Origin of the sequence: Streptomyces sp. NPDC021020 (genome assembly GCF_044333285.1) — a bacterium.
Classification (GTDB): domain Bacteria; phylum Actinomycetota; class Actinomycetes; order Streptomycetales; family Streptomycetaceae; genus Actinacidiphila.
In genome coordinates this window covers 169,607-189,565 of record NZ_JBIRQQ010000004.1, presented here as the reverse complement: position 1 = coordinate 189,565, position 19,959 = coordinate 169,607, and the positions used below count along the sequence as shown (strand labels likewise).

The following is a 19,959-nucleotide window of genomic DNA, read 5'->3' as shown; positions in this document are numbered from 1 at the left end:
AAGTGAGCGCTAACAACAAATAGTGATCGCTAACAATGCGCGGTGCCCGATCGCCGCCCAAGGCGTACGGCGGCGACCCGGACCGCCTCCGTACGCGGCTACGGGCCGGGGTCCGCGCCGCCTCACCGGGCGGTCCGCAGCGCGCGCAGCCGGTGCATGACCGCGCTGCCGCCGCGCCCGAAGTGGTCGTGCAGCGTGCGGTATTCGGCGTAGAGCAGGTCGTAGGCCGCGGCCCGGGCCGGGTCCGGGGTGTAGGCCTCGCGCTTGATGCGGCCCATGGCGGCCGAGGCCTCCCTGATGCCGGGGTAGGCGCCCGCCGCGACGGCCGCGTGGATCGCGGCGCCCAGCGCCGGGCCCTGGTCGGAGGCGAGCACGTTGACCGGCCGGTTCAGCACGTCGCAGTACGTCTGCATCAGGAAGGCGTTCCTCAGCAGCCCGCCCGCCGCGGTGAACTCCGCGACCGGCACTCCCGACTGCTCGAAGGTCTCGACGATCGTGCGGGTGCCGAAGGCGGTCGCCTCGATCAGCGCGCGGTAGACGTCCTCGGGCCGGGTGTCCAGCGTGAGGCCGACGATCAGCCCGGACAGGTGGTGGTCGACCAGCACCGAGCGGTTGCCGCTGTGCCAGTCCAGCGCCATCAGGCCGTGCCCGCCCACCGGTTGGGACGCCGCCTTCTCCGTCAGCAGCTCGTGCGGCGAGATGCCGCGCCGCCGCGCCTCGGCGGCGTACTCGTGCGGCAGCGTGGTGCGCACCGCCCACGCGAGGATGTCGCCCACCCCGGACTGCCCCGCCTCGTAGCCCCACAGGCCGGGCACCACGCCGCCCTCCACCGCCCCGCACATGCCCGGGACCTCGGCGAAGACCTCGGAGTTCATGATGTGGCAGGTCGAGGTGCCCATGATGGCCAGCATGTGGCCGGGCTCCAGTGCCTGGGCGGCGGCGCTGGTGACGTGCGCGTCGACGTTGCCGACCGCCACGACCGTGCCCTCGCGCAGCCCCGTCAGCTCCGCGGCGGCCGCGGTCACCGTGCCCGCGCGGCCGCCGGGCGGGGAGAGCGGGTGCTCCAGCTTGGCGGTGAAGTCCGCGAAGTCCGGGTGGAGCGAGGCGAGGAAGGCCGCGTCCGGGTAACCGCCGTCCTGGTACATGCCCTTGTAGCCCGCCGTGCACAGGTTGCGGTTCTCCGCACCGGTGAGCTGCCACACGATCCAGTCGGTGGCCTCGATCCAGCGGTCCGCGGCAGCGTAGATCTCCGGTTCCTCGCGCAGGAGTTGCAGCGCCTTGGCGTACTGCCACTCGCTGGAGATCTTGCCGCCGTAGCGGGCCAGCCACGGCTGCCGGGTCTGCTCCGCGCGCCGCACCACCAGGTCGGCCTCCGGCTGCGCCGCGTGGTGCCTCCACAGCTTGGGGTACGCGTGCGGGCGCCCCGCGAAGGCGGCCAGCTCGCTCAGCGGCGTACCGTCGGCGGTCGTCGGCAGCACCGTGCAGGACGTGAAGTCGACGGCCACGCCGATCACTTGCTCGGCCCGCACCTCGGCCGCCTCCAACGCGCGCGGCACCGCGAAGCGCAGCACGTCCCGCCAGTCCTGCGGGATCTGCAGCGCCCAGTCCGGCGGCAGCGCCGAACCGCCGTCCGGCAGCGCGGACTCGACGACGCCGTGCGTGTAGTCGTGGACGGCGCTGCCCATTTCACGGCCGTCCGCGACGGCGACGACCAGGGCACGCCCGGAGAGCGTCCCGAAGTCGATGCCGACGGTGACCGCGTCGGCGGGCGGTGTTGTGGCGGTCGTGGTAGTCGCGCCGGTCGCGCTGGTGTGCGTCATCTGCGGGTCTCCCGACGGTGGAGGGGTGCGGTCGCTGCTGCGGGTGCGCTGGAGCGTGGTGCGCCGTGCGGGGCGCCGCGGGCGCCGGTGGGGGCGGTACGCCCGCGCGGGGCGGGGGCGCGGGTTCGCGGGGCGTACGGGCGGGGCGGGGCAGTGGCGCAGGGTGCGGGACGTGCGGGTGGCGTCCGGCCTCCGCGGGGGCGGGACGCGGTGGGAGGCGGCCCGCCCGGCGGGGCGCGGGGCGTCCACCGCGGTCGCCGCCGCGGTCACAGCGACGTGCTGCTGCGCCGTACGATCAGCCGGGGCTCGATCACCACGCGCTCGACGCCGGCGTCGGCGTCCTGGCCCGCGGGGCCCGAACCGCCGCCCGCCTCAAGGCGGTTGACCAGCAGCCGGATGCTGGCCTGGCCGACCGCGGCGAAGTCCTGCCGTACGGTCGTGAGCGGCGGCGCGAAGAACTCCGCCTCCGGGATGTCGTCGAAGCCCGCGATCGCCACCTGCCCCGGCACGGACAGGCCCGCCTCGCGGAAGGCCCGCAGCACGCCCAGCGCCATCTGGTCGTTGGCCACGAAGACCGCGGTGACGTCGCCGGAGTTGCGCCGCCCCGCCCCCGCCGTCCCGGCGGCGACCCGCCCGGCCAGCTCCTGGCCCGCGCGGTAGCCGGACAGCGGCGTCCAGTCCCCCACCAGCGGCGGCGGCACCTCGGCGCCCGCCTCCTCCAGCGTCTCCCGCCACCCCTTGACGCGCGCCTCGGCCTCCAGCCAGTCCGGCGGCCCGGCCACATGCCACACGGTGCGGTGCCCGGCGTTCAGCAGATGGCCGGTGACCAGCCGCGCGCCCAGCTCCTGGTCGACCGACACGCCCGCTATCGGCAGCGAGTGCCCGCCCTCGACGGTCACGACCGGGAAGGGCAGCCGGAGTTCGGCGAGCGCGGCCACCGCCTCGCGGTGCGGCACGATCACCACGATGCCCTCCACCCCCCAGTCGCTGAGGTGGTCGATCGCCTCCTCCAGGGCCTTGGCGGTGTAGCGCCGCAGCGTGACCGCCGAGGCCATGTACCCCTCGTCCCGCGCGGCCTCCTCCAGCCCGAAGAGCGTGCTGGCGGGACCGAAGAGCGTGGGGTTGCACGCGACGACGCCGAGCGTGAGCGTGCGCCGGGTCACGAGCGCGCGGGCGGACGAATTGCGCCGGTAGCCGAGCTGCTCGATGGCCCGCAGCACGTCGGCGCGGGTGGTGTCCCGTACATTGGGGTGGTTGCTCAGCACGCGCGAGACGGTCTGGTGCGACACACCGGCGACCTTGGCGACGTCCGCCATGGTCGGCGCCCGGTGTGGCCGGCCGGTGGTCTGCGCGGTCTGCGACATGGTTCTCCGATCTGTGTGCTGCCTTGTCATTGTTAGCGCTCACAGGGGATCCGTCAAGAGATGTCCCGCTCGCGCGACGGGCGTGAGACCGGAGGACGTCCCGGCGGACACCGGAGCGGCACACAGGCCGGGGCGGCCGCGTCATGGGGGCGCGGCCGCTCCGTCAGCGGTCGGGTCGGCCGGGGGTTAGGCCGGGTCCGGGTCCGGAGTGGAGCCCGCGGCGGGATCCGGGGCGACCGTCGGGTCCGGGGCGGCCGCTTGCGCGCCCTTGCGGGCCGCGCGCCACGCCGCCCGGCGGCCTTCCTCCTCCTGCCACAGCCGACGCAGCTCGTCCGCGCGCGGGTCGGGCTTCTGCGGCCTGAGGTCGTTGCCGTCCTCGTCGATGACGCCCTCCTCGCGCAGTTGCCGCGTCTGCACCTCCACCGGCACCTCGGGGTCGTAGTCGGAGGGCCGGGGCAGCTCGGGCCCGTCGGGGCCGATACGGACGAGGCGCTCCACCCGCGTGATGCGGAAGCGGTGGCCGTCGATCGTGACGACGTTGGACCGCTTCTCGTCCAGCCGGTCGGCGGCGGCGACGTACTCCGCCTTCTGCTCCTCCGGCATACGCTGCTGGAAGGGCGCCATCACGCGCAGCCAGAAGGCGAGGGCGTCGCGGGCGCCCTGCGGGGTGGAGTAGATGTTGCCGGGCTGGTGGAATCCCCAACGCCCGTTCACCCGGACGGAGATGACGAACGCCGCAGGCAGCAGGACGCCCCCGGGGTAGCGGTGGACGGCGGCGCGGGCCTCGTCGTTCATCTCGTCGGGCGCGTCCTTGGGAACGGGCGCCATGGGCAGCAGGTCGAGCTTGAGGATGCCGTCCGACATGCCGGTGCCGGCCAGCGGATCAATGACGAAGCCCTTGGTGCGCGAGGACACCTGGTGGCCGTCGCCGACCTCCGCGGGATCCGGGTCGGTGGGCCGCGGCGGCTCGGGCCCGGCCGGGCCGGAGCGGATGAAATGCGCGGCGCGGACGATACGGAAGCGCTCGCCCATCACGGACACCTCGTTGACGACCTCGCGGTCCATCCGCAACGCCGCCGCGTACCAGCGGCGTTGGGCGTTGGCGTCGCCCTCCTCGCGCGCGTGGTGGGCCCTCCGCCGGAATTGCGAGCCGAGCGAGTCACGGGCCTGCTGCGGCCAACTGCCCCCGAACTCGCACAATTCCCACCCGCCCGTCTCCAACTCACGGGCCCAGAAATACTCCGCCATGCCCGCCCCGAGCAGATCCGGATACCGCTCCCGGGCATGCCACGCCTCCTCGTCGGCGAGCGCGGCGATCGGCCCCTCGGGCGCGGACATCCGGACCGTCAGATACGCGGGCACGCTGTCTTCGTAACCGCTCATACTCAGACTGTGCCCGACCCGGCCCCGCGCCGCCCCCCGATTCCGTTACCTGCCCCCACAAACCCCCCAACCGTGTGCGCTCCCGCCCCGCACTGCGACCTTCACTCCCCCACCGCACCCCGCAGCGCCTCGGCCCGCGGGTCGCCGTAGGGCGCGATCAGCTCCACCACACGGCCCCGGTACGCGCGTGCGTCGCCCTCCGCGACGAGCCCCGCGAGGTGGCCGAGGTCGACCGCCTCCTCCCACGCGTCCCCGAGCGCCCGATGAGCCGCGACCGCCTGCCGCAGAAAGCCCACCGCATCCTCCCCCCGCCCCGTGGCCGCGTACACCAACGCGGTCCCGCGCCACGCCAACGCCTCCCGGCCGCGGTCCCCGAGCCTGCGGTGCAGCATCGCCGAGCGCTGGAAGGAGGCGAGGGCGTCGCCGTGGGCGGAGGTGGCGCGCTGGACGTCGCCGAGGGTCAGGAGCCAGTAGGCCTCGCGGGTGTGGTCGCGCAGGCTCAGGGCGATGTCCAGGGCGTCGTCGATCGCTTTGCGGGCCGCTACGGGGTTGCCTTCCTCGAGGCGGATGGCAGCGAGCATCCGGAGGGCGTTGCCCGCTCCCCGTGGGTTGCCGAGGGCTCGGTGGGCGGCGAGGGCCTGCTCGGTGGCCGTCGCGGCCTCGGCGATACGGCCTGTGTTCAGGTAGGTGGTCGCGGCGTTGGCCACCGCGGTGGCGGCCCAGCGCGGCCGGTCCTCCGCACGGAAGAGGGGTGCCGCTGTGTCGAACGCGGATGCGGCGCGGTCCAGTTCGCGGGTCCGGAGGTGAATCAGCCCGATGAGGTTGAGGGCGTGGGCCTCGTCGAGGCGGTTTCCCGTGCTGCGGCACAGTTCCAGGGCCGTGGTGAGGCTGCGCAGGCCGTCAGCGTGGCGGTGGGCGGCCCGGCAGGCCGTGCCGAGGCTGATGAGGATGCGGATACGGGCCAGCGGGTCCGGGTCGCGCTCGGCGCTCGCCAGGCCCGTGGCTCCGAGGTTTAGCCAGTCGGTCACGGGGGCGGACGGCGGCCAGGCCTGCCAGAGGGTCTCGACCAGCTGCCAGGCCAACCGGTCGTGTCCGGCGGCAGCGGCGGCCGCCACGAGCCGTGGGTAGGTGGGCAGTTCGCGCTCGGTCCAGTCGGCGGCGGCGTCGTAGTCGGCGAACGTCAGCGGGGCCACCGGACCCACGGCAGGGGGCAGCCGCAGGTGATCTTCGCTCGGCGAGATCCAGCCCTGTGCGGCGTCGGCGGTGTGCAGGTACCAGGTGAGGAGACGGTGGAGGGCCGCGTCGCGGTCCTCGGGGGACTCCTCGCTCCGGGCCTGGTCGGTGGCGTAGGCGCGCAGCAGGTCGTGGAACTGGTAGCGGTCGGGGGCGGTCTGCTCCAGCAGGTGGGTGCCCACGAGGTCGTCGAGCAACTGCCGGGCCTTCCCCGTGTTCAGATCGGCAACAACGGCGGCGGAGTGCAATCCGAAGTCGGCTCCCGGGTGGATGCCGAGCAGCCGGAAGAGCCGGGCGGCGGGGGCAGGCAGCGCGCGGTAGGACCACGCGAAGACGGTCCGTACGGCCTCCGCCTCGTCCTCGCTGCCGGTGCTCAGCGCGTCCCACAGCGCCGACTCGTCCCGCAGGTCCGCGATCAGCTCGCCGAGCCCCATGTGCGGGTGGCTGGCCGCCCGTTCGGCCGCTATCCGGAGGGCGAGCGGCAACCGCGCGCACAGCCGTGAGAGTTCGGCGAGCTGGTCGAGGTCGTCGGCGCTGCGGTAGCCGGACGTCACCGCCTGGAGCAGGGCCACCGCTTCCGGCTCAGGAAGTGTGCCGAGCGTGATCCGCCGAGCCCCGTCCCGCACCGCCAGGCCCGACAGTCGACTCCGGCTCGTCACCAGCACCAGGCTCTCCCCGCCGCCCGGCAGCAGCGGTCGCACCTGGGCCGCCGTCGCCGCGTTGTCCAGCAGTACGAGGACGCGGCGCTCCGCGAGCAGCGACCGGAACAGCGCGGCAGCGCCGTCCACATCGCCGGGCACATCGGCCGCCGGAACGCCGAGGGCCCGCAAGAACCCGCGCAGCGCCTGCTCGGCCGTGACCGGCTCCCCAGGGTCGTAACCGCGCAGGTTCGCGAACAACTGCCCGTCCGGAAAACGCTCCTTCACCCGGTGCGCCCAGCGCAACGCCAGTGATGTCTTCCCCGCACCTGCCGTACCGGCGATCACGTGCAGCGATACGACCGTTCCTTCGGACACCAGTGCGTCCAACTCGGCGAGTTCGCTCGTGCGATTCACAAACGCATGCACATCGGCGGGCAGTTGCCGCGGAGTCGGGGTACGCCGGACGTCGGCGTCCTGGTGGAAGTGGACACCGCCCGTCACACTCCCGGCCTGGACAACGTCCCGTGACGACGTCCCGGACAAGTCGTTGTGCGACTCCGAAGACGTCCCCCCGCCAGCCGTGCTCATGCCGCCGGAGGCGGAGGAAGCGGTGCGACCACCCGCGTGAAGTACGTCAGGATGTCCTCGGCCGCCGCATAGAGCTCGCGCAGGTAGTTCTCCCACGGCTGCACGATTTCCGGGTCGGTGTAGCGGACGGCGCCCTCGGTGGCGCCCTGGTCCGAGTAGACGACCCGGAAGAGCGTACGGCCGTCGATGAGCGTCAATTCCGGTAGCGGGCCCTCTGCTTCCGATGCCGCCACGCTTGCAGCGGGCAGGACGCGAATCCGGTCACCGCATTCCGCGTTCAAGTGGAGCCAGTGCAGCTCCCACTGCATGTACGGCGCCAGCGGCTGCTCCACGATCCGCAGCCGGTGGAAGGCGTTCCCCTTCGCTTCCTCCGCCTGCGCCTCCGCACGAACGTCCTCCCGCTCACTCTCGAACAGCCGAAGGGCCTCCGCCCAGTCGCCACGCCTCAGAGCGTCTCTGCTGGGGTCGACCTCTTCGAAGTGCTGCCGCCGCTCCAGTTTCCACGAGCTGCCGTTGCGCATCGCGGCACGCCGCTCGCGGAAGTCCCGCTTGTACTCCAGCCGCGTGAGCCGCTCGCCCTGTCCGGCGGGCAGCTCGGGGACGTGCAGATCAAGCATCAGGGATGTCCGCCTTCGCCGCGCTGAGCATGGCGCCGGGAATGACGACCAGGCGTTCGTCCGCGCCGAGCGTCACGCCGTCCGGCAGACGCCCGGCGTAGCCCGAAGTGAGGTCGCGCCCGATGACGGCGATGTCGCCGTTCGACAGCTGCCAGATGTCAGGGCAGTCGTCCTTTCCCTTCGAATTGCCCGTCTCCGCTGCCGACTTGCCGAGTCGCCGGACAAATAACGCCGCCGGGTCCGCCTCCCACGCACGCGCCATGAAGACCGCCTCCTGGAACCCCAACAGTTACGGAATGTAGTAACGCATGCTACCCGCAGTGCGGACTGGAACGCGGCCCGGAACCGGCCATAGCCACCGGCGCTTCGCCCGTAGCTCCTACGTCTCGGGCCGCAGGAACGCCGTCACCGCCGCCGACTCGCGGGCCACGGCCTCGGCGATGGCGGGTGGGAGGGCGGCGAAGGGCTCGACGTTGATGAAGGGCTTGGCGGAGGTGCGGGTCCAGGTGGCGAGGGTGAGGCCGTCGGCGAGGGCGGTGGGGCGGATGATGCCGCCGCCGGGCCAGACGCGGGATTGGTGGGGGGCCGGGACGGAGGTGGCGCGGGTGCGGTGGCCGAGGAGGTAGCCGTCGTAGGCGGGGAGGAGGCGTACGTCCGGGGTGTCCGGGGTGGGGGGCTCCGGCGGGTGGGCGGCGAGCGTGGTGAGGGCGGCGTCGTACGGGGTGGTGGTGCCCTCCGCCGCAAGGGCCTGCCAGGCGCGGCGGGCGCGCGGCAGGGGGAGGCCGGACCAGGTGGCGAAGTCCTCCGGTGCGGCCGGGGCGTAGGCGGCGAGGTAGCGGCGGGCGAGCTCGGCGACGGCGTCGTCACCCTCGGGTCCCGCGGTGGGCGGGAGCCAGTCGTCGAGGGGTACGTACGTGGCCTCGCCCGCACGCTGCGGGCCGTGGCAGAGCACGCCGGTGAGGGCGGCGTGCCGGATGAGGTGGAATGGTGCCTGGCCCTCCGGCGGGATGCCGAGCGGGGCGAGGGCCTGCGTCAACTCGGGCCGGGTGAGGGGGCCTTGCGCGGCCGCCGTGCGGCCCAGCAGTTCGTCGGAGGCGGCCAGCACCTTGTCGCCGAGGCCGAGTTGGCGGTAGCGGCGGGTGGTCGCGGCGAGGATGCCGGGCGCGAGCAGCCGCAGCAGCCAGCGGGCGTCCGCGGCGGGCACGGTGTGCAGCGTCCCGCGCACGAACCAGCCCCGGAAGATGCTGCGTTCGTCCTCGTACGCCGCCCGTACCGCCTCCGCGGTGATCCCGCGCCCGCGCGCCCTGATCCCCAGCGCGGCGGCCACGGCGTCCTGCGCCTGCACGGCGAGCACCCGCCGTACGACGTCGGCCGGGCTGCCCTCCCGCACACCGCCGCCCACCGCCTGCGCGCGGGCGCGCAGCTCCCGGATCCGCCGCTGGTCCGGCTCGGACATCGCCTGCGCCTCCCCCACCACGAGCTTGGGCCGATCGCCCGACCCTATCCGCCCGGACCCTCCGCCCCCGCGCGGACCGGTCCACCGGCGGTCTCGGGGCTCAGTCCCGGGTACGCGGCCGTACCGGCGGCAGCGGGATGTCGAGTTCGGCCCGCACGGTCTTGCCGACCGGCACCCGGTCCCGTACGGACCAGCGGTCGGCCAGCGCCTCGACGAGCATCAACCCGCGCCCGGTCTCGGCGAGTTCGCGCGGCGGCGCGAGCGTGCCCGGGCCCGGGGGCCGACGCTCGGTGCGGGTGTCGGACACCTCGATCCGCAAGGTCGCGTCGCGCAGCCGCATCATCACCTCGAAGTCCCGCCCGGCCACGCACCCGTGGGTCACCGCGTTCGCCGCCAGCTCCCCCACGACGATCTCCGCCGCGTCGAACACGGCCATCGTGTGCGGGATCCCCCACGTGCTGAGCTGACAGAGCGCGAGCTGCCGCGCGAGCCGCGCACCGCGCCGGGTCGAGCTGAACTGCTGCCTGAACTCACCCTCTGCACACGGCAGTTGGGGAGCTGCGTGAGTCGTCATGGAGCCCAATGTGCCCTGCTCAGCCCGCGCATTCCCAGCACCGCACCGCGTACGCTGAGCAAGCGTACGCGCACAAACTGTGGACAGTACGCGTCACCGAGGGTGAGCATGTCCTCCAGCGGAGTGACCCTGCGGGGCCCAGTGTGCGGGAGGTGGCCTATGACGGCCAACGTGACGTCCGGCGGTACGTTCGCGGGCGGAGGTGAACCCGAGCCTTCGGACAGCCTGAAGACGTTCGGCGCCGTCGTCATGGCTTTACGCGAATTCTCCGGCCTCTCGCGGGAGGAGCTCGGGGCCCACGTGGGCCTCTCCCAGCACACGGTGGCCTCCATCGAGCAGGGCCGGCGCATGCCGGACCCGGACTTCGCGGAACGGGCCGAGCCCCACCTCGGCGGTACGGGCGCCTTGCGGAAGGCGCTGCGGCACGTGGCTCGCCAGCCGGGCTTGGCGAGTTGGTTCCGGCAGTGGGCACGGCAGGAGCAGACGGCGATCAACCTGTGCACGTACGAATGCCGCCTCATTCCGGGCCTGCTCCAGACGGAGACCTATGCCCGTGCGCTGTTCGAGGAGCGTCTGCCGCCGCTCAGCAACGAGGAGATCGAAGACCAGTGGACCGCGCGTGCGGAACGGCAGAAGCTCCTCAGAGAGCGCCCAAACACTGCCTTCAGCTTCATCCTCGACGAGCATCTGATCCTGCGGCAGACCGGCGGTCGCGAGGCGACAGCGGAGTTGATCGACCACCTCCTGGAGGTTGGCAACCGCCGAAACGTCGAGGTCCAAGTTCTACCGCTGTCCACAGGGATGCACCCTGGGGTGAGCGGCCCCATCGAGCTTCTGGAAACCCCCGACAACAGATGGCTGGCGTACGCCGAAGGGCAGGCCACCGGGCAGCTCATCACCGACCCGAAAGCGGTCAGCCTCCTCCAGCAGCGATATGCAAAACTGCGCACGCAGGCCCTCACCCCCGAGGAGTCCAGGGGCCTGCTGTTGCGACTGCGAGGAGAGCTATGACCACCAATCTCACCTGGTTCAAGAGCAGCTACAGCAGCGGCCAGGGTGACAACTGCGTCGAAGTCGCGCTCACCTGGCGCAAGTCCAGCCACAGCAGCAGCCCCGACGGTGACTGCGTCGAGGTCGCGACGTGCCCCGGGACCGTCCACGTGCGGGACTCCAAGGACAAGGAAGGCCCCCAACTCGCCTTCTCCCCCGCCGAGTGGTCCCACTTCCTGGGCTTCGCCCAGGCGCACACCGTCTGAACCAACGACCGAGGCGGGGCCACGGGGCAACACCCCCGTGGCCCCGCCTCGTAGCGTCCGAGGGACCTCACTCGGTGAAGACCTTCACCGAGTCAGGGCTCCCGCCGTTCCGGTTGATGCCGACGAAGAAGTCGCTCCCCACGTGGGTGATGTCTTCGAGCTCGTCGGTCAGGTCGTTCCCCGGGATCCCGATATCGCTCTCGACGTTTCCTCCGGACCAGTTGTACTGGTACACCCAGTTCCACCCGGTATCGGGGGTCGACGTGTTGATGGACTTGGAGTTCCAGATGTAGTTCTCGGAGCAGTCGATGCCCTGGTCGGAACGATTGTCGTGAATCGTCAGGTTGCTCTTCACGAGCGTCCATCCGCTCGTCAGCGCGCCTGAGCCGGGATGGGTCCACAGGCTGCCCAGGCGGCGGGCGGCGTATTTGCCGGCTCCGCCTGCGGCCGTCGCGCTGTAGCAGAGGCCGCTGATATTGCCGATGGGCAGATGGACTACCTCGCTCGCGCCAATAGCCCCCGACGAGCTCAGGTGAACAATCCCCACGTTCGCGCTCGGGTAGGCCGATTGACTTCCTTGGGTGGCAATCAGGGCAGGGCCGTTGCCCAGGTAGTTCGAGTTGTAGGCGAGGTCGTTGCCGTGGCCGACCGCGGGCATGGAGGTCGGCGCCCCGGCGCAGGTCCAGCTGGCACCGTCCCAGGCCGTGCCGTCGCGCAGCCACCTGGACAGGACCGGCTCCGCCCCGCCCGCCTTGGTGAAAATGATGTAGAGCTGGCCGCCCGGCCCCGTGACCATGCCTTCCATGACGGTGCGGCCCGCTCGGCACGGACTGCTGTTCGGGATGCTCAGCCGCTCTGCCCCGCTCCTGTCCGTAGCGGCGTAGGCGGACGTCGTCGAGGAACTGGCAATTCCGGTCAAGAGCGCCAGTACGGACGCGAAACCCAGTATTTTTCTCACTCGTTGTCTCCCCCTCGGCGAATAAGGGGGGAGGGTAGCATTCGTCGTTATCCCTTCATCCGGGATGGCGTAAAGCCGACGCACCGGCAAGGGGTGTGACCGTCGCTCAGCCCCGCATGCCGGGCCCATCCGGGCAGGGACCGGCGGCCCGATCCAGTTGCCGGAGACGCCCGAGGAGTCCAGGGGCCCACTTCCTGGGCTTCGCCCAGGGCCCACACCGTTGAGCCACCCAACGAGGCGGGACTGCGGGGCAACACCCCCGTGGCCCCGCCTCGGTGCGTCATGACTCACCCGGCGCCATTGCAATGTGGCACGACTTCCTGACAGCCTGAAGGAAGCTCAGCGGAAGGAAATGGGAGGTGGCCGATGTCGGGCAATGCGCACGGCAGGCGGAATTCGGGAATCCGGAATCACCGGATGACCGGACCGGTCGCCGCGTCGGCCCTCGCGTTCCTCCTGTGCGCCTGCGGCGGCGGATCGAGAGAGAGCCACCCCACTCACCCCGCGAGCCTGACCGCGACCACCCCTGCCTCCACGGTGGATCTGAGCAACAAAGCACAGGGAGAGCTGACTCCTTCTGAGCACATCGTGGTGCGTGGAGAGACAGGCGCGGAGGGCGGCCTTCCCGAAACGCGGATACACACCCCCGATGCCAACGCCTACGTCTTCGAAGCCGCTTGCGCCGGATCGGGATCGCTGCAACTCGGCGTGGTCACCAAAGAGCCGCACACCGGGCCGATCCACCATGTCATCTGCAATGGCGAGGCTTTGTCCTACCCCTTCCAGGGCGGCAACCTGATCTCGCTGAGTCTCCGGCCCGACGACGCCACCGGAATCCTGGTCTGGCAGGTCATCCCGCTCCCGCAGTGACACCGTCCGGCCGACCAGGCACAAGGAGCTGAAGGAATCCCCGATGAGGAAGGTTCGCATGGACGTCAGGAAGCGTTGGCGAGTCGCGATGGTCGCGGCATCGGCCCTCACGGTGCTCAGCGCCTGCGGTGGCGGTTCGGGCGGGAGCCACCCCGCTCACTCGGCGAGCCCTACCCCCAGTTCCCTGAACTGGCTGGCTGTTCTGCACAAACAGGTCCAGTCAAAGCTGACCTCTGGTACGGAGGTCTTTCAGGGGGGCGAGAAGGGCACCAGCGGCGGGCTTCCCGAGACCTGGATACAGACACCCGACGACAAGGAGTACGTCTTCGAAGCCGCCTGTTCCGGGAGCGCGGCCATGGAGTTCTACCCGAAGACGAAGAAGCCGCACAAAGAGCCGGAGCGGATTCTCGCCTGCAACGGAAAGGCGCTGACCTACCCCTTCAAGGGCGGCGACCTGATCACCGTCAAGCTCCTGGGGTCGAACACACCGGGGCTTCTCATCTGGCAGGTGGTCCGCCAGTCGCACTGACCGCCGCCGGGCGGCGGGGACGTTGCTCGGGCGTCATCTTGTTGACGTCGACCTCGCCGTTGTTGTCCTTGATGACCTGGATGAAGTCGTCGTTCTTTCCGTGGATGTAGACAGGTGGCGGAGGCTTCAAGGTGTTCCTCCCGTCTCGCCCGTAAGGGTCTCCCGTGTACGTTCTCGACGTTTGTCCGTCGAGGTTGAAGTTGACCGGCTTGAGGTTCGGCTGCGGAAATCCCTTTGCCACCATGGCGCTGGCCCGGTCGCCCATGGATTCCTCCCAGCTGACTTCCACCGTCGCCTTCTTCAACCCCTCGATCTGCGCCAGCAGGTCCGCCGGGGCGTCGTTCGGCTTGTATTCCATGGACTGGGCGATCCAGCCCTGGAGGGTGCTGAGTGCGAGTTCCTGGCCGCTCTCCTTTGCCGCGTCGATGGTTGCCTGAGGGCCCCCGAAGGCGAGTCCGGTAGCCGTTTCGACGAGCATCGTGCGGGAGGCGTTCATTTCCTCGACCCACTGCTGCTGCTCGTCCTTGAGCGACTCGGCGGTCTTGGAGTACGCCGTTGCGTAGAAGTCGCCCATGAGACCTTTCTCGAAGCTCATGTAGCCGACGGCACCGGGGTGCGACCGCTGGGCGTTCGAGATGTCGTTGGCGTACTTCTTCTGGCTCGAATCGAACAGGGTGCTGACGCTCGCCGCCGCATGAGGGTTTCTGATGGACTCCTGCACGAAGAGCTGCCACAGGTCGGGGGATGCCTCGATGCCGGGCCGGTGGGAATCCTGCGCCTCGCGGTACGCCTTCGGATCCCAGCCTTCCGACGAGAAGAACGCCTTCCTCGTGGGCGAGGTGACGCCGTACTGGAGGTCGTCCCAGTGCTGGGCGATCATCTCCGAGTACATCAGGGACACCTCGCTGAGCGGGTGCTCACCGTTCTTCGAATGCCGGGCGTTGTCCGAGAGGATCATCGCGGTGTTCTCGTCCGAGAGCTTCACGTTGGTGGCGTGCAGCCCCGTCGTCCCGGCCTTGACCATGGCCACGAACGCGTCCGTGCGTGCGTCGGAGGTGTTGAGGCCGCCGGTGAGGCCCGCGTCGATCAGGTCCGGGTGCTGGGCCATGAACTCGCCTGCCGCCTCGGGGTTGTTGCTCATGGCGGTGTAGAACTGGGCGAGCGGGTCGCCCGGGGACGGGCCGTCGCGCATCCACTCGTCGACGTTCTGGCCCGGGGGCGGGGAGAAGATGCGGTTGCCGAGGGCGAGCAGGAAGTCCTTGTCCGCCGGTCCCACGGACAGCATGGGCATGAGCTGGTCCGGGCGGAAGCCGTTGATCGGGTCGTGGAAGTCGTCCAGCCATGTGTTCCAGTAGGCCTCCTTCTGCTTGGCGTTCATGCCCTCCGTCGCCGTGTGGGTGAACATGCCGAACGTCGCGGAGGCCAGCCGCTGGCGTGCGGGGTCCGGCTTGCCGTCGGCGCCGGGCGCGTTCGCCACCGTCGTGATGGCGTAGAACTGATCCGGGCCGAGCTCCTTGTAGAAGGCATTGACGAAGTCGGCGTCGTGGGACTGCGCCTGGAGCTGGTCCCAGAGGTCGTCGGGGACGTCGCCGTCGCCCAGCTCGTCCTTGAAGTCGTCGGCGAGCTTCTTGCCGTCCGCCGCGGACTTGGCCGCGGCTCCCGGGGTCACCTTGGTCTCGTCGATCCAGACGATCTTCGTGCCGATGTCCGCGTACTGGTCCGCGGCGATTGCGAGGTGTTGCCGGCGCCGCAGCATCGGCATCTGGTCGTCGATCCAGGAGGCGATGCCGAGCAGCTTGGTCAGCGGCTGGGTGTCCAGGCCGTGCTGCTCGAACTGCGACTTGTACGACGTGGCGCTGGAGCGCAGCCGGTCGCGGTTTGCGTCGAGGGTCGAGATGGTGGTGGGCAGCCGCGCCGGGTCGATGCCCGAGAACTGCGCGCTGGGATTACCTCCGCCGGGCCACATGATGCTCCCCCTCGTGCGTCGAAACGGGCTTCCTGGTCGAAGAGTTCTGGCACGTCACAGATCGGCCCGCATCGATTTCGCCTGGGACTGCGTGACCTGCTGAGGGCACCGGTCGATCGCCGCCTGCACCTCCGGGACGAGCTTCGCCAGCTGGATCCCCAGGTCCTTGCGCCGCCCGGCGATCTCGGTGTGCCAGGCCGCCGCCGTGGGCCCGACCCACGCCCCCTTCGGGCCGGTGTCGGTTTCCGCGCCGTGCAAGAGCCTCGTCAGCTCGTGCATCTCGCGTTGCAGGTTGGTCTTCAGCGTCACCAGGGCTTGCCGCTGCGGGTTGTCCACCATCGGTTCGTTGCTCTGGGTCATGCCCCCCTTTCACGATCGGTCGAGCTTTTCACGGCGCCGTGACCACAGGGGGCAAAGTGATACAAGTGAGAAGTTGCGCTCCGGCTTCACGAGGGCTGCCGGTGGCAGACAACCCTCGACATCCGAGAATCTGGGGGCCGCACATGGAGGTCCGGCAACGCCGGTGGTCCGGGACGATCGCAGTCGCGGGCCTGGCCGTACTCACCGCGTGCGGCGGCGGATCGGGCGGCGGGGACGCCTCGCACTCGCCGAGCGTGCGGCCCACCGTCTCCTTTCCCACGCGGGTCCTCCGCGCGGAGGCCGGTGCCAGGCTGACGGTCTCCAAGCAGGTGGTGATGCACGGGGAGACGACGGCGAAGGGCGGGCTTCCGGAGACCGCGATCCGTACGCCCGGCGCCAGGAAGACCTACGAAGCCGCCTGTGCCGGGGAGGGGTCGCTGCAGGTCGACCGGACCGTCAAGGTCGCTCGCCGGCGGGCCGGACCGGTGGATCAAGTGGGGTGAGGAGGCGCGGAAGTTCACCTTCGCAGGGGGCTACCTGCTCTCCATGACGCCCCCAGCGCAGGCATGTTCGGCATCGTCATCCGGCAGCCGAGCTGAGTGGACTTCGGTGCGTCGCTCGCGTCGGGGCCGGGTCCTCGGGGGGCAGGGGCTTCTCCAGGAGAGTGAACGACTTCGGCTCCGCGCCCGGTTGGGGCTTGCCCGTGACCCGGCCCACCGCCCGGTAGCCCTCGGCGGTGTAGTACGCGGTCAGGCGGGTGTTGGAGGCTAGGCAGTCGAGGCGGACGAGGAGGCGGCCCGCGTCGGACACGCGGCGCTCGGCGGCGCGCAGCAGGTGGCGGCCCGTGCCCGGACGGGCGGCGGTGCGGTCGACCATCAGGCGGTGGACGTACCCGGCGACCGGGGGCTGCGGGCCCCACGCGGCCTCGTCCTCCCACCACACCTCCCAGGCGCCCACCGGGCGGCCGGCGGACTCGGCGAGCCACACCTCGCCGTGGCTCATGACGCGGCGGAAGTGGTCCTCGTCCAGCTCGCCGGGCCGCCACTGGCCGGTGACGCCGCGGGCGAGCATCCAGCGGGCGGCGTCGTCGCGCAGGCGCACGAGGGTGGCCAGGTCGGAGGTCCCGGCGGGGCGGAAGCGCAGGTCGGTCACGCCGCGATCCTCGCACGGGGGTGCGGGGGGCACTGACGGCCGCCGGCTCGCCACCCGGCCCCCGCGTTCCTCGCACGGAGGTACGGGGACGGCCCGGCCGCGGGCCCGCCCGCTCCCCGTACGGACGCGTTGGGCCGTTGGAATGAACGGCGAGCCGTTGGCTCACGGGGCACGCGGGGCGCCAACTAGCCTGGCCGGGACGGCCGTCACACGCGGCGCCGGTCCCGGCAGACAGGGCGGTTCACCGGCGGTCCGCACCTGCCCAGCCACCGCAGAGGGGTTCCTTCGCCATGCCCGAGAACAAGAAGCCTTCGCTCACGCTCGCGCTGATCGACCCCGGCGACACCGGGGAGCGCGACAAGGCGCAGAGTCGCCGGGGGGCCCGCAGCATCGCCGAATGTGTGCTGGGCCCCGACATGGACGAGGACGGCGGTGTCCACCCGTGGGAGACGTCCTCGTACTACGTCACCCTCGCCGGGCCGCTGTCCGGCACCGACAGCGACGCGCTCAAGAAGGCGGCGGCCGACGCGGACGGCGCGCTGCTGGTCGTCCCCGCGGCCATCGGCGACTTCGAGCAGGCACTGAGCACGCGGAGCGGCTACGCGCAGGTATCGCTCCAGGCGCTCTTCGACGGCGGGGTCCGCCAGCTCGTCGTGGCCTGCGACGGAATGCATTACACCGGGCCGCCGTACAGCGCGTTCCGGTTCGACGAGATCCGCAAGGAGGTCGAATCCGCGGTGAAGAAGGCCGGGTTCGCGCTCGGCAGCGGCGTCCACGTCCTTCCGGTCGACGCGAGGGGCGACAACGTCTTCGAGCGCAGTTCCAACATGCCCTGGTACAAAGGCTCGACGCTCGACGAGACGGTCGAGATGCTGAAGCCCCGCTGAGCGGACCGGTTCTACGGGGACGGCGGGGGCGGGGTCCAGACGCCGAGCCACTGCTGGGCGCCGAACTCGTGGAAGCGGGCGGACTCCGTGAAGCCGAGCTTCGACGCGACGCGCAGGGAGCGGGTGTTGGCGGTCTGGGCGGTGAGGAGGACGGGCTCGCCGGGGTGGGTCGCGGCGAACCAGGCGAGGGCCGCCGCGCACGCCTCGGTGGCGTAGCCGCGGCCCCACGCGTGGGGCAGGAACATGTAGCCGAGTTCGTGCTCGCCGCGCTCGGGGCGGATGTGGCCGGGGCGGGCGGGGTCGCGGACGTCGAGGGTGGTCATGCCGATCGCCGCGCCGTCCAGCTCGGCCACGAAGAAGCCGGTACGCCTGCCGGGCACCTCGGGCATCGTCCGCTCCAGCTCCGCGCGCGGCTGGGCCCCGCCGACGTACGTGCCGACCTCCGGGGAGGCCAGCAGCTCGACGAAGGCGGCGCGGTCGCGGGCCTCGGAGGCGCGCAGGACGAGCCGGGCGGTACGGATCGGGTCGGGCGGCCAGGCGACGGAAACGGCCTCGCCCCGGGGCGGGGGCAGGGGGTGGCTCATGACGCACACTCCTCCGGCGACGGCACGACGACGGCAACGGCAGCGGCACCGGCGGCGGGCAGGGGCGGGGGCAGGGCAGGGGCGCAGGGGCCGCGGTGGCGCACGCATCCTAGGGCGGCGGTCGTCGAAGCTGAAGGCCCGCGGCCCGCGACACCAGCCGGAATCCCGCCGGAATTCGCGCCCTGCGGCCGGAATCCCTTCCTGCCCTTGACTCCTCCCAGGCACCCGGAGACGATCTCGTTGTGCCATGAACGAGTCCGTAACGAGTCCGCGAGCGAGTCCACCTGCCCAAAGGCGGGGAATCCTTCGAGTCCGCACTTCGAGTCCGCACTTCGGGGAGGCGCAGGGCAGTGCGTTCCGACACCCCGCCCGCTGCGGTGCCCATCGCGGCGCCCACCGTGCCCGGGCGCATACCCCTCCTGGGTCACCTGCCCCAACTGGCCCTCAAGCGGGTGGCGTTCCTCCAGTCGGTGAGGTCCCACGGGGCCGTCGTCCGGATATTCCTCGGCAACCGGCCGGTTTTTGTCCTGAATTCACCGGAGGCCGTCCACGACGTCCTGCTGAAGCAGAGCAGGAAGTTCGGCAAAGGGCATCTCTTCGACGTCGCACGGCCTTTCATCGGAAACGGAATCATCACGTCCGAAGGTGATTTCCACCTCCGCCAGCGGCGCGCGCTCCAACCGGCTTTCCACCGCGACAGCATCGCCGCGTGCGTCGCCACGATGAGCGGCATCGCCGAGGAGCAGGTGGCGGCCTGGCAGCCGGGCGAGGTGATCGCCATGGACGTGGTGATGCGCCGGATGATGACGGTCATGCTGGTCGCGACGCTCTTCGGGACCGAGCGCCCGGACGGTGCGGCGGCCGTCGCCGAGTTGGGAGAGCACGTCGCCGCGCACCTGACCACGGTGATGCGCGGCGTCTTCGTGGGCACCGTGCTGCCCGCCCCGGTCGCCACGTCGCCCGTGCTGGGGCACCGCAGGTACCTGGCCGCGGCGGCGGCGCTGCGCGACCTCGCGGACACCGCCGTCCGGGAGGCCCGGCGGCACCCGGAGGACGGCGGCGGCCTGCTGTCGGTCATGTTCGCGGGCACCCCGGGCAATCCGCACGGCATGACGGACACCGAGGCCCGCGACGAGCTGCTCTCCCTGCTCATGGCCGGGGCCGAGACCACGTCGGCCTCGCTGTCCTGGGCGCTGCACGAGCTGGGCCGGCGGCCCGACATCGCCGGGCGGATCAGGGCCGAGTGCGTGGCGCTGCCCGCCGGCGCCCTGCCCGGCGCCGCGACGCTGCCCTTCACCGAGCGCTTCCTGCGGGAGGTGCTGCGGCTGCACCAGCCCAGCTGGCTGCTCATGCGGCGCGCGCTGGAGCCGGTGCGGGTGTGCGGTGTCGCGCTGCCGCGCGGGGCCGAGCTGATCTACAGCGCGCTGACGATGCACCGGGACCCGGCGTGGTATCCCGACCCGCTGCGGTTCGACCCGGACCGGTGGCTCGGGCGTACCGAGAAGGACCTCCCGCCGGGCGCGTACGTGCCGTTCGCCCTGGGCAACCGCCGGTGCATCGGCGACCACTTCGCGATGACCGAGATGCTGGTGGTCGTCCGGGCGGTCGTCTCGCGGTGGCGGCTGCGGCCGGCCGCGGGGCACCGGGTCCGGCCGGTGGTCCAGGCGCTGATCCGGCCCAATGCGCTGCCCATGCGCGTCTCGCCCTGGCCGGCCGGCTGA

At 71.5% G+C, this 19,959-nt stretch carries 20 protein-coding genes; 7 read left to right on the top strand and 13 right to left on the bottom strand.

What is annotated here, in order from left to right; genetic code table 11:
- Positions 1-122: 122 nt before the first annotated feature.
- From araB to ACH4SL_RS12790, 8 genes are all read right to left on the bottom strand, one after another.
- Positions 123-1,820 carry a ribulokinase gene (gene araB / locus ACH4SL_RS12825; RefSeq protein WP_398444435.1) on the bottom strand — a complete coding sequence of 566 codons (1,698 nt, stop codon included), beginning with the start codon at positions 1,818-1,820 and terminating at the stop codon, positions 123-125.
- A 266-nt stretch (positions 1,821-2,086) separates the two neighbouring features.
- Complete coding sequence (locus ACH4SL_RS12820; protein WP_398444433.1) at positions 2,087-3,184, bottom strand: LacI family DNA-binding transcriptional regulator; 1,098 nt, start codon at positions 3,182-3,184, stop codon at positions 2,087-2,089.
- Positions 3,185-3,370: 186 nt separating this feature from the next.
- Positions 3,371-4,567, bottom strand: a complete 1,197-nt coding sequence (locus tag ACH4SL_RS12815) for a DUF5954 family protein (RefSeq protein WP_398444431.1) — start codon at positions 4,565-4,567, stop codon at positions 3,371-3,373.
- Between the two features lie 101 nt (positions 4,568-4,668).
- Positions 4,669-6,855, bottom strand: a complete 2,187-nt coding sequence (locus ACH4SL_RS12810) for an ATP-binding protein (RefSeq protein ID WP_398444429.1) — start codon at positions 6,853-6,855, stop codon at positions 4,669-4,671.
- A 170-nt stretch (positions 6,856-7,025) separates the two neighbouring features.
- A complete protein-coding gene (locus ACH4SL_RS12805; RefSeq protein ID WP_398444426.1) occupies positions 7,026-7,646 on the bottom strand; it encodes a DUF6879 family protein in 621 nt (206 codons plus the stop codon).
- Positions 7,639-7,908: a hypothetical protein gene (locus ACH4SL_RS12800; protein ID WP_398444424.1), complete on the bottom strand. Its 270-nt coding sequence runs from the start codon at positions 7,906-7,908 to the stop codon at positions 7,639-7,641. Before ACH4SL_RS12800 ends, ACH4SL_RS12805 begins: the two co-directional genes overlap by 8 nt.
- A 117-nt stretch (positions 7,909-8,025) precedes the next feature.
- On the bottom strand, positions 8,026-9,102 hold the full coding sequence (locus ACH4SL_RS12795; protein WP_398444422.1) for a winged helix DNA-binding domain-containing protein: 1,077 nt from the start codon (positions 9,100-9,102) through the stop codon (positions 8,026-8,028).
- A 100-nt stretch (positions 9,103-9,202) separates the two neighbouring features.
- Complete coding sequence (locus tag ACH4SL_RS12790; RefSeq protein ID WP_398444420.1) at positions 9,203-9,676, bottom strand: ATP-binding protein; 474 nt, start codon at positions 9,674-9,676, stop codon at positions 9,203-9,205.
- Between the two features lie 159 nt (positions 9,677-9,835).
- Here ACH4SL_RS12790 and ACH4SL_RS12785 point away from each other — a divergent pair, with 159 nt between their 5' ends.
- Together ACH4SL_RS12785 and ACH4SL_RS12780 are read left to right on the top strand one after the other, a co-directional pair.
- Positions 9,836-10,687, top strand: a complete 852-nt coding sequence (locus tag ACH4SL_RS12785; RefSeq protein ID WP_398444418.1) for a Scr1 family TA system antitoxin-like transcriptional regulator — start codon at positions 9,836-9,838, stop codon at positions 10,685-10,687.
- Positions 10,684-10,932, top strand: coding sequence for a DUF397 domain-containing protein (locus tag ACH4SL_RS12780; RefSeq protein ID WP_398444415.1), 249 nt, complete (start codon positions 10,684-10,686; stop codon positions 10,930-10,932). The genes ACH4SL_RS12785 and ACH4SL_RS12780 overlap by 4 nt, the downstream gene beginning before the upstream one ends.
- Before the next feature lie 67 nt (positions 10,933-10,999).
- Here ACH4SL_RS12780 and ACH4SL_RS12775 read toward each other — a convergent pair whose 3' ends face one another.
- Positions 11,000-11,890 (bottom strand): hypothetical protein, encoded by an 891-nt coding sequence (locus ACH4SL_RS12775; RefSeq protein ID WP_398444413.1) that lies wholly within the window; start codon positions 11,888-11,890, stop codon positions 11,000-11,002.
- Positions 11,891-12,307: 417 nt separating this feature from the next.
- On the opposite strand from ACH4SL_RS12775, the gene ACH4SL_RS12770 reads away from it, so the two are divergent.
- Together ACH4SL_RS12770 and ACH4SL_RS12765 are read left to right on the top strand one after the other, a co-directional pair.
- Positions 12,308-12,760, top strand: a complete 453-nt coding sequence (locus ACH4SL_RS12770; RefSeq protein ID WP_398444411.1) for a hypothetical protein — start codon at positions 12,308-12,310, stop codon at positions 12,758-12,760.
- Between the two features lie 58 nt (positions 12,761-12,818).
- The gene (locus ACH4SL_RS12765; RefSeq protein WP_398444409.1) at positions 12,819-13,289 is read left to right on the top strand and encodes a hypothetical protein; all 471 of its coding nucleotides are present in this window, start codon (positions 12,819-12,821) and stop codon (positions 13,287-13,289) included.
- Here the strand turns inward: ACH4SL_RS12765 and ACH4SL_RS12760 are convergent.
- Together ACH4SL_RS12760 and ACH4SL_RS12755 are read right to left on the bottom strand one after the other, a co-directional pair.
- Positions 13,258-15,255, bottom strand: a complete 1,998-nt coding sequence (locus ACH4SL_RS12760; protein ID WP_398444407.1) for a hypothetical protein — start codon at positions 15,253-15,255, stop codon at positions 13,258-13,260. The genes ACH4SL_RS12765 and ACH4SL_RS12760 overlap by 32 nt on opposite strands.
- Before the next feature lie 54 nt (positions 15,256-15,309).
- Complete coding sequence (locus ACH4SL_RS12755) at positions 15,310-15,615, bottom strand: hypothetical protein (RefSeq protein WP_398444405.1); 306 nt, start codon at positions 15,613-15,615, stop codon at positions 15,310-15,312.
- 143 nt (positions 15,616-15,758) lie between these two features.
- Between ACH4SL_RS12755 and ACH4SL_RS12750 the strand changes: the two genes are divergently transcribed.
- Positions 15,759-16,118, top strand: coding sequence for a hypothetical protein (locus ACH4SL_RS12750; RefSeq protein WP_398444403.1), 360 nt, complete (start codon positions 15,759-15,761; stop codon positions 16,116-16,118).
- A 76-nt stretch (positions 16,119-16,194) separates the two neighbouring features.
- Here ACH4SL_RS12750 and ACH4SL_RS12745 read toward each other — a convergent pair whose 3' ends face one another.
- Positions 16,195-16,767, bottom strand: a complete 573-nt coding sequence (locus tag ACH4SL_RS12745) for a GNAT family N-acetyltransferase (RefSeq protein ID WP_398444401.1) — start codon at positions 16,765-16,767, stop codon at positions 16,195-16,197.
- Between the two features lie 290 nt (positions 16,768-17,057).
- Here ACH4SL_RS12745 and ACH4SL_RS12740 point away from each other — a divergent pair, with 290 nt between their 5' ends.
- Entirely contained in the window at positions 17,058-17,654 is a 597-nt protein-coding gene (locus tag ACH4SL_RS12740; RefSeq protein ID WP_398444399.1) for a hypothetical protein, read from the top strand.
- Between the two features lie 11 nt (positions 17,655-17,665).
- Here ACH4SL_RS12740 and ACH4SL_RS12735 read toward each other — a convergent pair whose 3' ends face one another.
- The gene (locus ACH4SL_RS12735; protein ID WP_398444396.1) at positions 17,666-18,238 is read right to left on the bottom strand and encodes a GNAT family N-acetyltransferase; all 573 of its coding nucleotides are present in this window, start codon (positions 18,236-18,238) and stop codon (positions 17,666-17,668) included.
- A gap of 350 nt (positions 18,239-18,588) precedes the next feature.
- Here ACH4SL_RS12735 and ACH4SL_RS12730 point away from each other — a divergent pair, with 350 nt between their 5' ends.
- Positions 18,589-19,959, top strand: a complete 1,371-nt coding sequence (locus ACH4SL_RS12730; RefSeq protein ID WP_398444392.1) for a cytochrome P450 — start codon at positions 18,589-18,591, stop codon at positions 19,957-19,959.

Bases quoted from the DNA above. Each gene is read 5' to 3' on its own strand.
- araB (WP_398444435.1), bottom strand. From the start codon at position 1,820: ATGACGCACACCAGCGCGACCGGCGCGACTACCACGACCGCCACAACA.
- ACH4SL_RS12820 (WP_398444433.1), bottom strand. From the start codon at position 3,184: ATGTCGCAGACCGCGCAGACCACCGGCCGGCCACACCGGGCGCCGACC.
- ACH4SL_RS12815 (WP_398444431.1), bottom strand. From the start codon at position 4,567: ATGAGCGGTTACGAAGACAGCGTGCCCGCGTATCTGACGGTCCGGATG.
- ACH4SL_RS12805 (WP_398444426.1), bottom strand. From the start codon at position 7,646: ATGCTTGATCTGCACGTCCCCGAGCTGCCCGCCGGACAGGGCGAGCGG.
- ACH4SL_RS12800 (WP_398444424.1), bottom strand. From the start codon at position 7,908: ATGGCGCGTGCGTGGGAGGCGGACCCGGCGGCGTTATTTGTCCGGCGA.
- ACH4SL_RS12795 (WP_398444422.1), bottom strand. From the start codon at position 9,102: ATGTCCGAGCCGGACCAGCGGCGGATCCGGGAGCTGCGCGCCCGCGCG.
- ACH4SL_RS12790 (WP_398444420.1), bottom strand. From the start codon at position 9,676: ATGACGACTCACGCAGCTCCCCAACTGCCGTGTGCAGAGGGTGAGTTC.
- ACH4SL_RS12785 (WP_398444418.1), top strand. From the start codon at position 9,836: ATGACGGCCAACGTGACGTCCGGCGGTACGTTCGCGGGCGGAGGTGAA.
- ACH4SL_RS12780 (WP_398444415.1), top strand. From the start codon at position 10,684: ATGACCACCAATCTCACCTGGTTCAAGAGCAGCTACAGCAGCGGCCAG.
- ACH4SL_RS12770 (WP_398444411.1), top strand. From the start codon at position 12,308: ATGACCGGACCGGTCGCCGCGTCGGCCCTCGCGTTCCTCCTGTGCGCC.
- ACH4SL_RS12765 (WP_398444409.1), top strand. From the start codon at position 12,819: ATGGACGTCAGGAAGCGTTGGCGAGTCGCGATGGTCGCGGCATCGGCC.
- ACH4SL_RS12760 (WP_398444407.1), bottom strand. From the start codon at position 15,255: ATGTGGCCCGGCGGAGGTAATCCCAGCGCGCAGTTCTCGGGCATCGAC.
- ACH4SL_RS12755 (WP_398444405.1), bottom strand. From the start codon at position 15,615: ATGACCCAGAGCAACGAACCGATGGTGGACAACCCGCAGCGGCAAGCC.
- ACH4SL_RS12750 (WP_398444403.1), top strand. From the start codon at position 15,759: ATGGAGGTCCGGCAACGCCGGTGGTCCGGGACGATCGCAGTCGCGGGC.
- ACH4SL_RS12740 (WP_398444399.1), top strand. From the start codon at position 17,058: ATGCCCGAGAACAAGAAGCCTTCGCTCACGCTCGCGCTGATCGACCCC.
- ACH4SL_RS12735 (WP_398444396.1), bottom strand. From the start codon at position 18,238: ATGAGCCACCCCCTGCCCCCGCCCCGGGGCGAGGCCGTTTCCGTCGCC.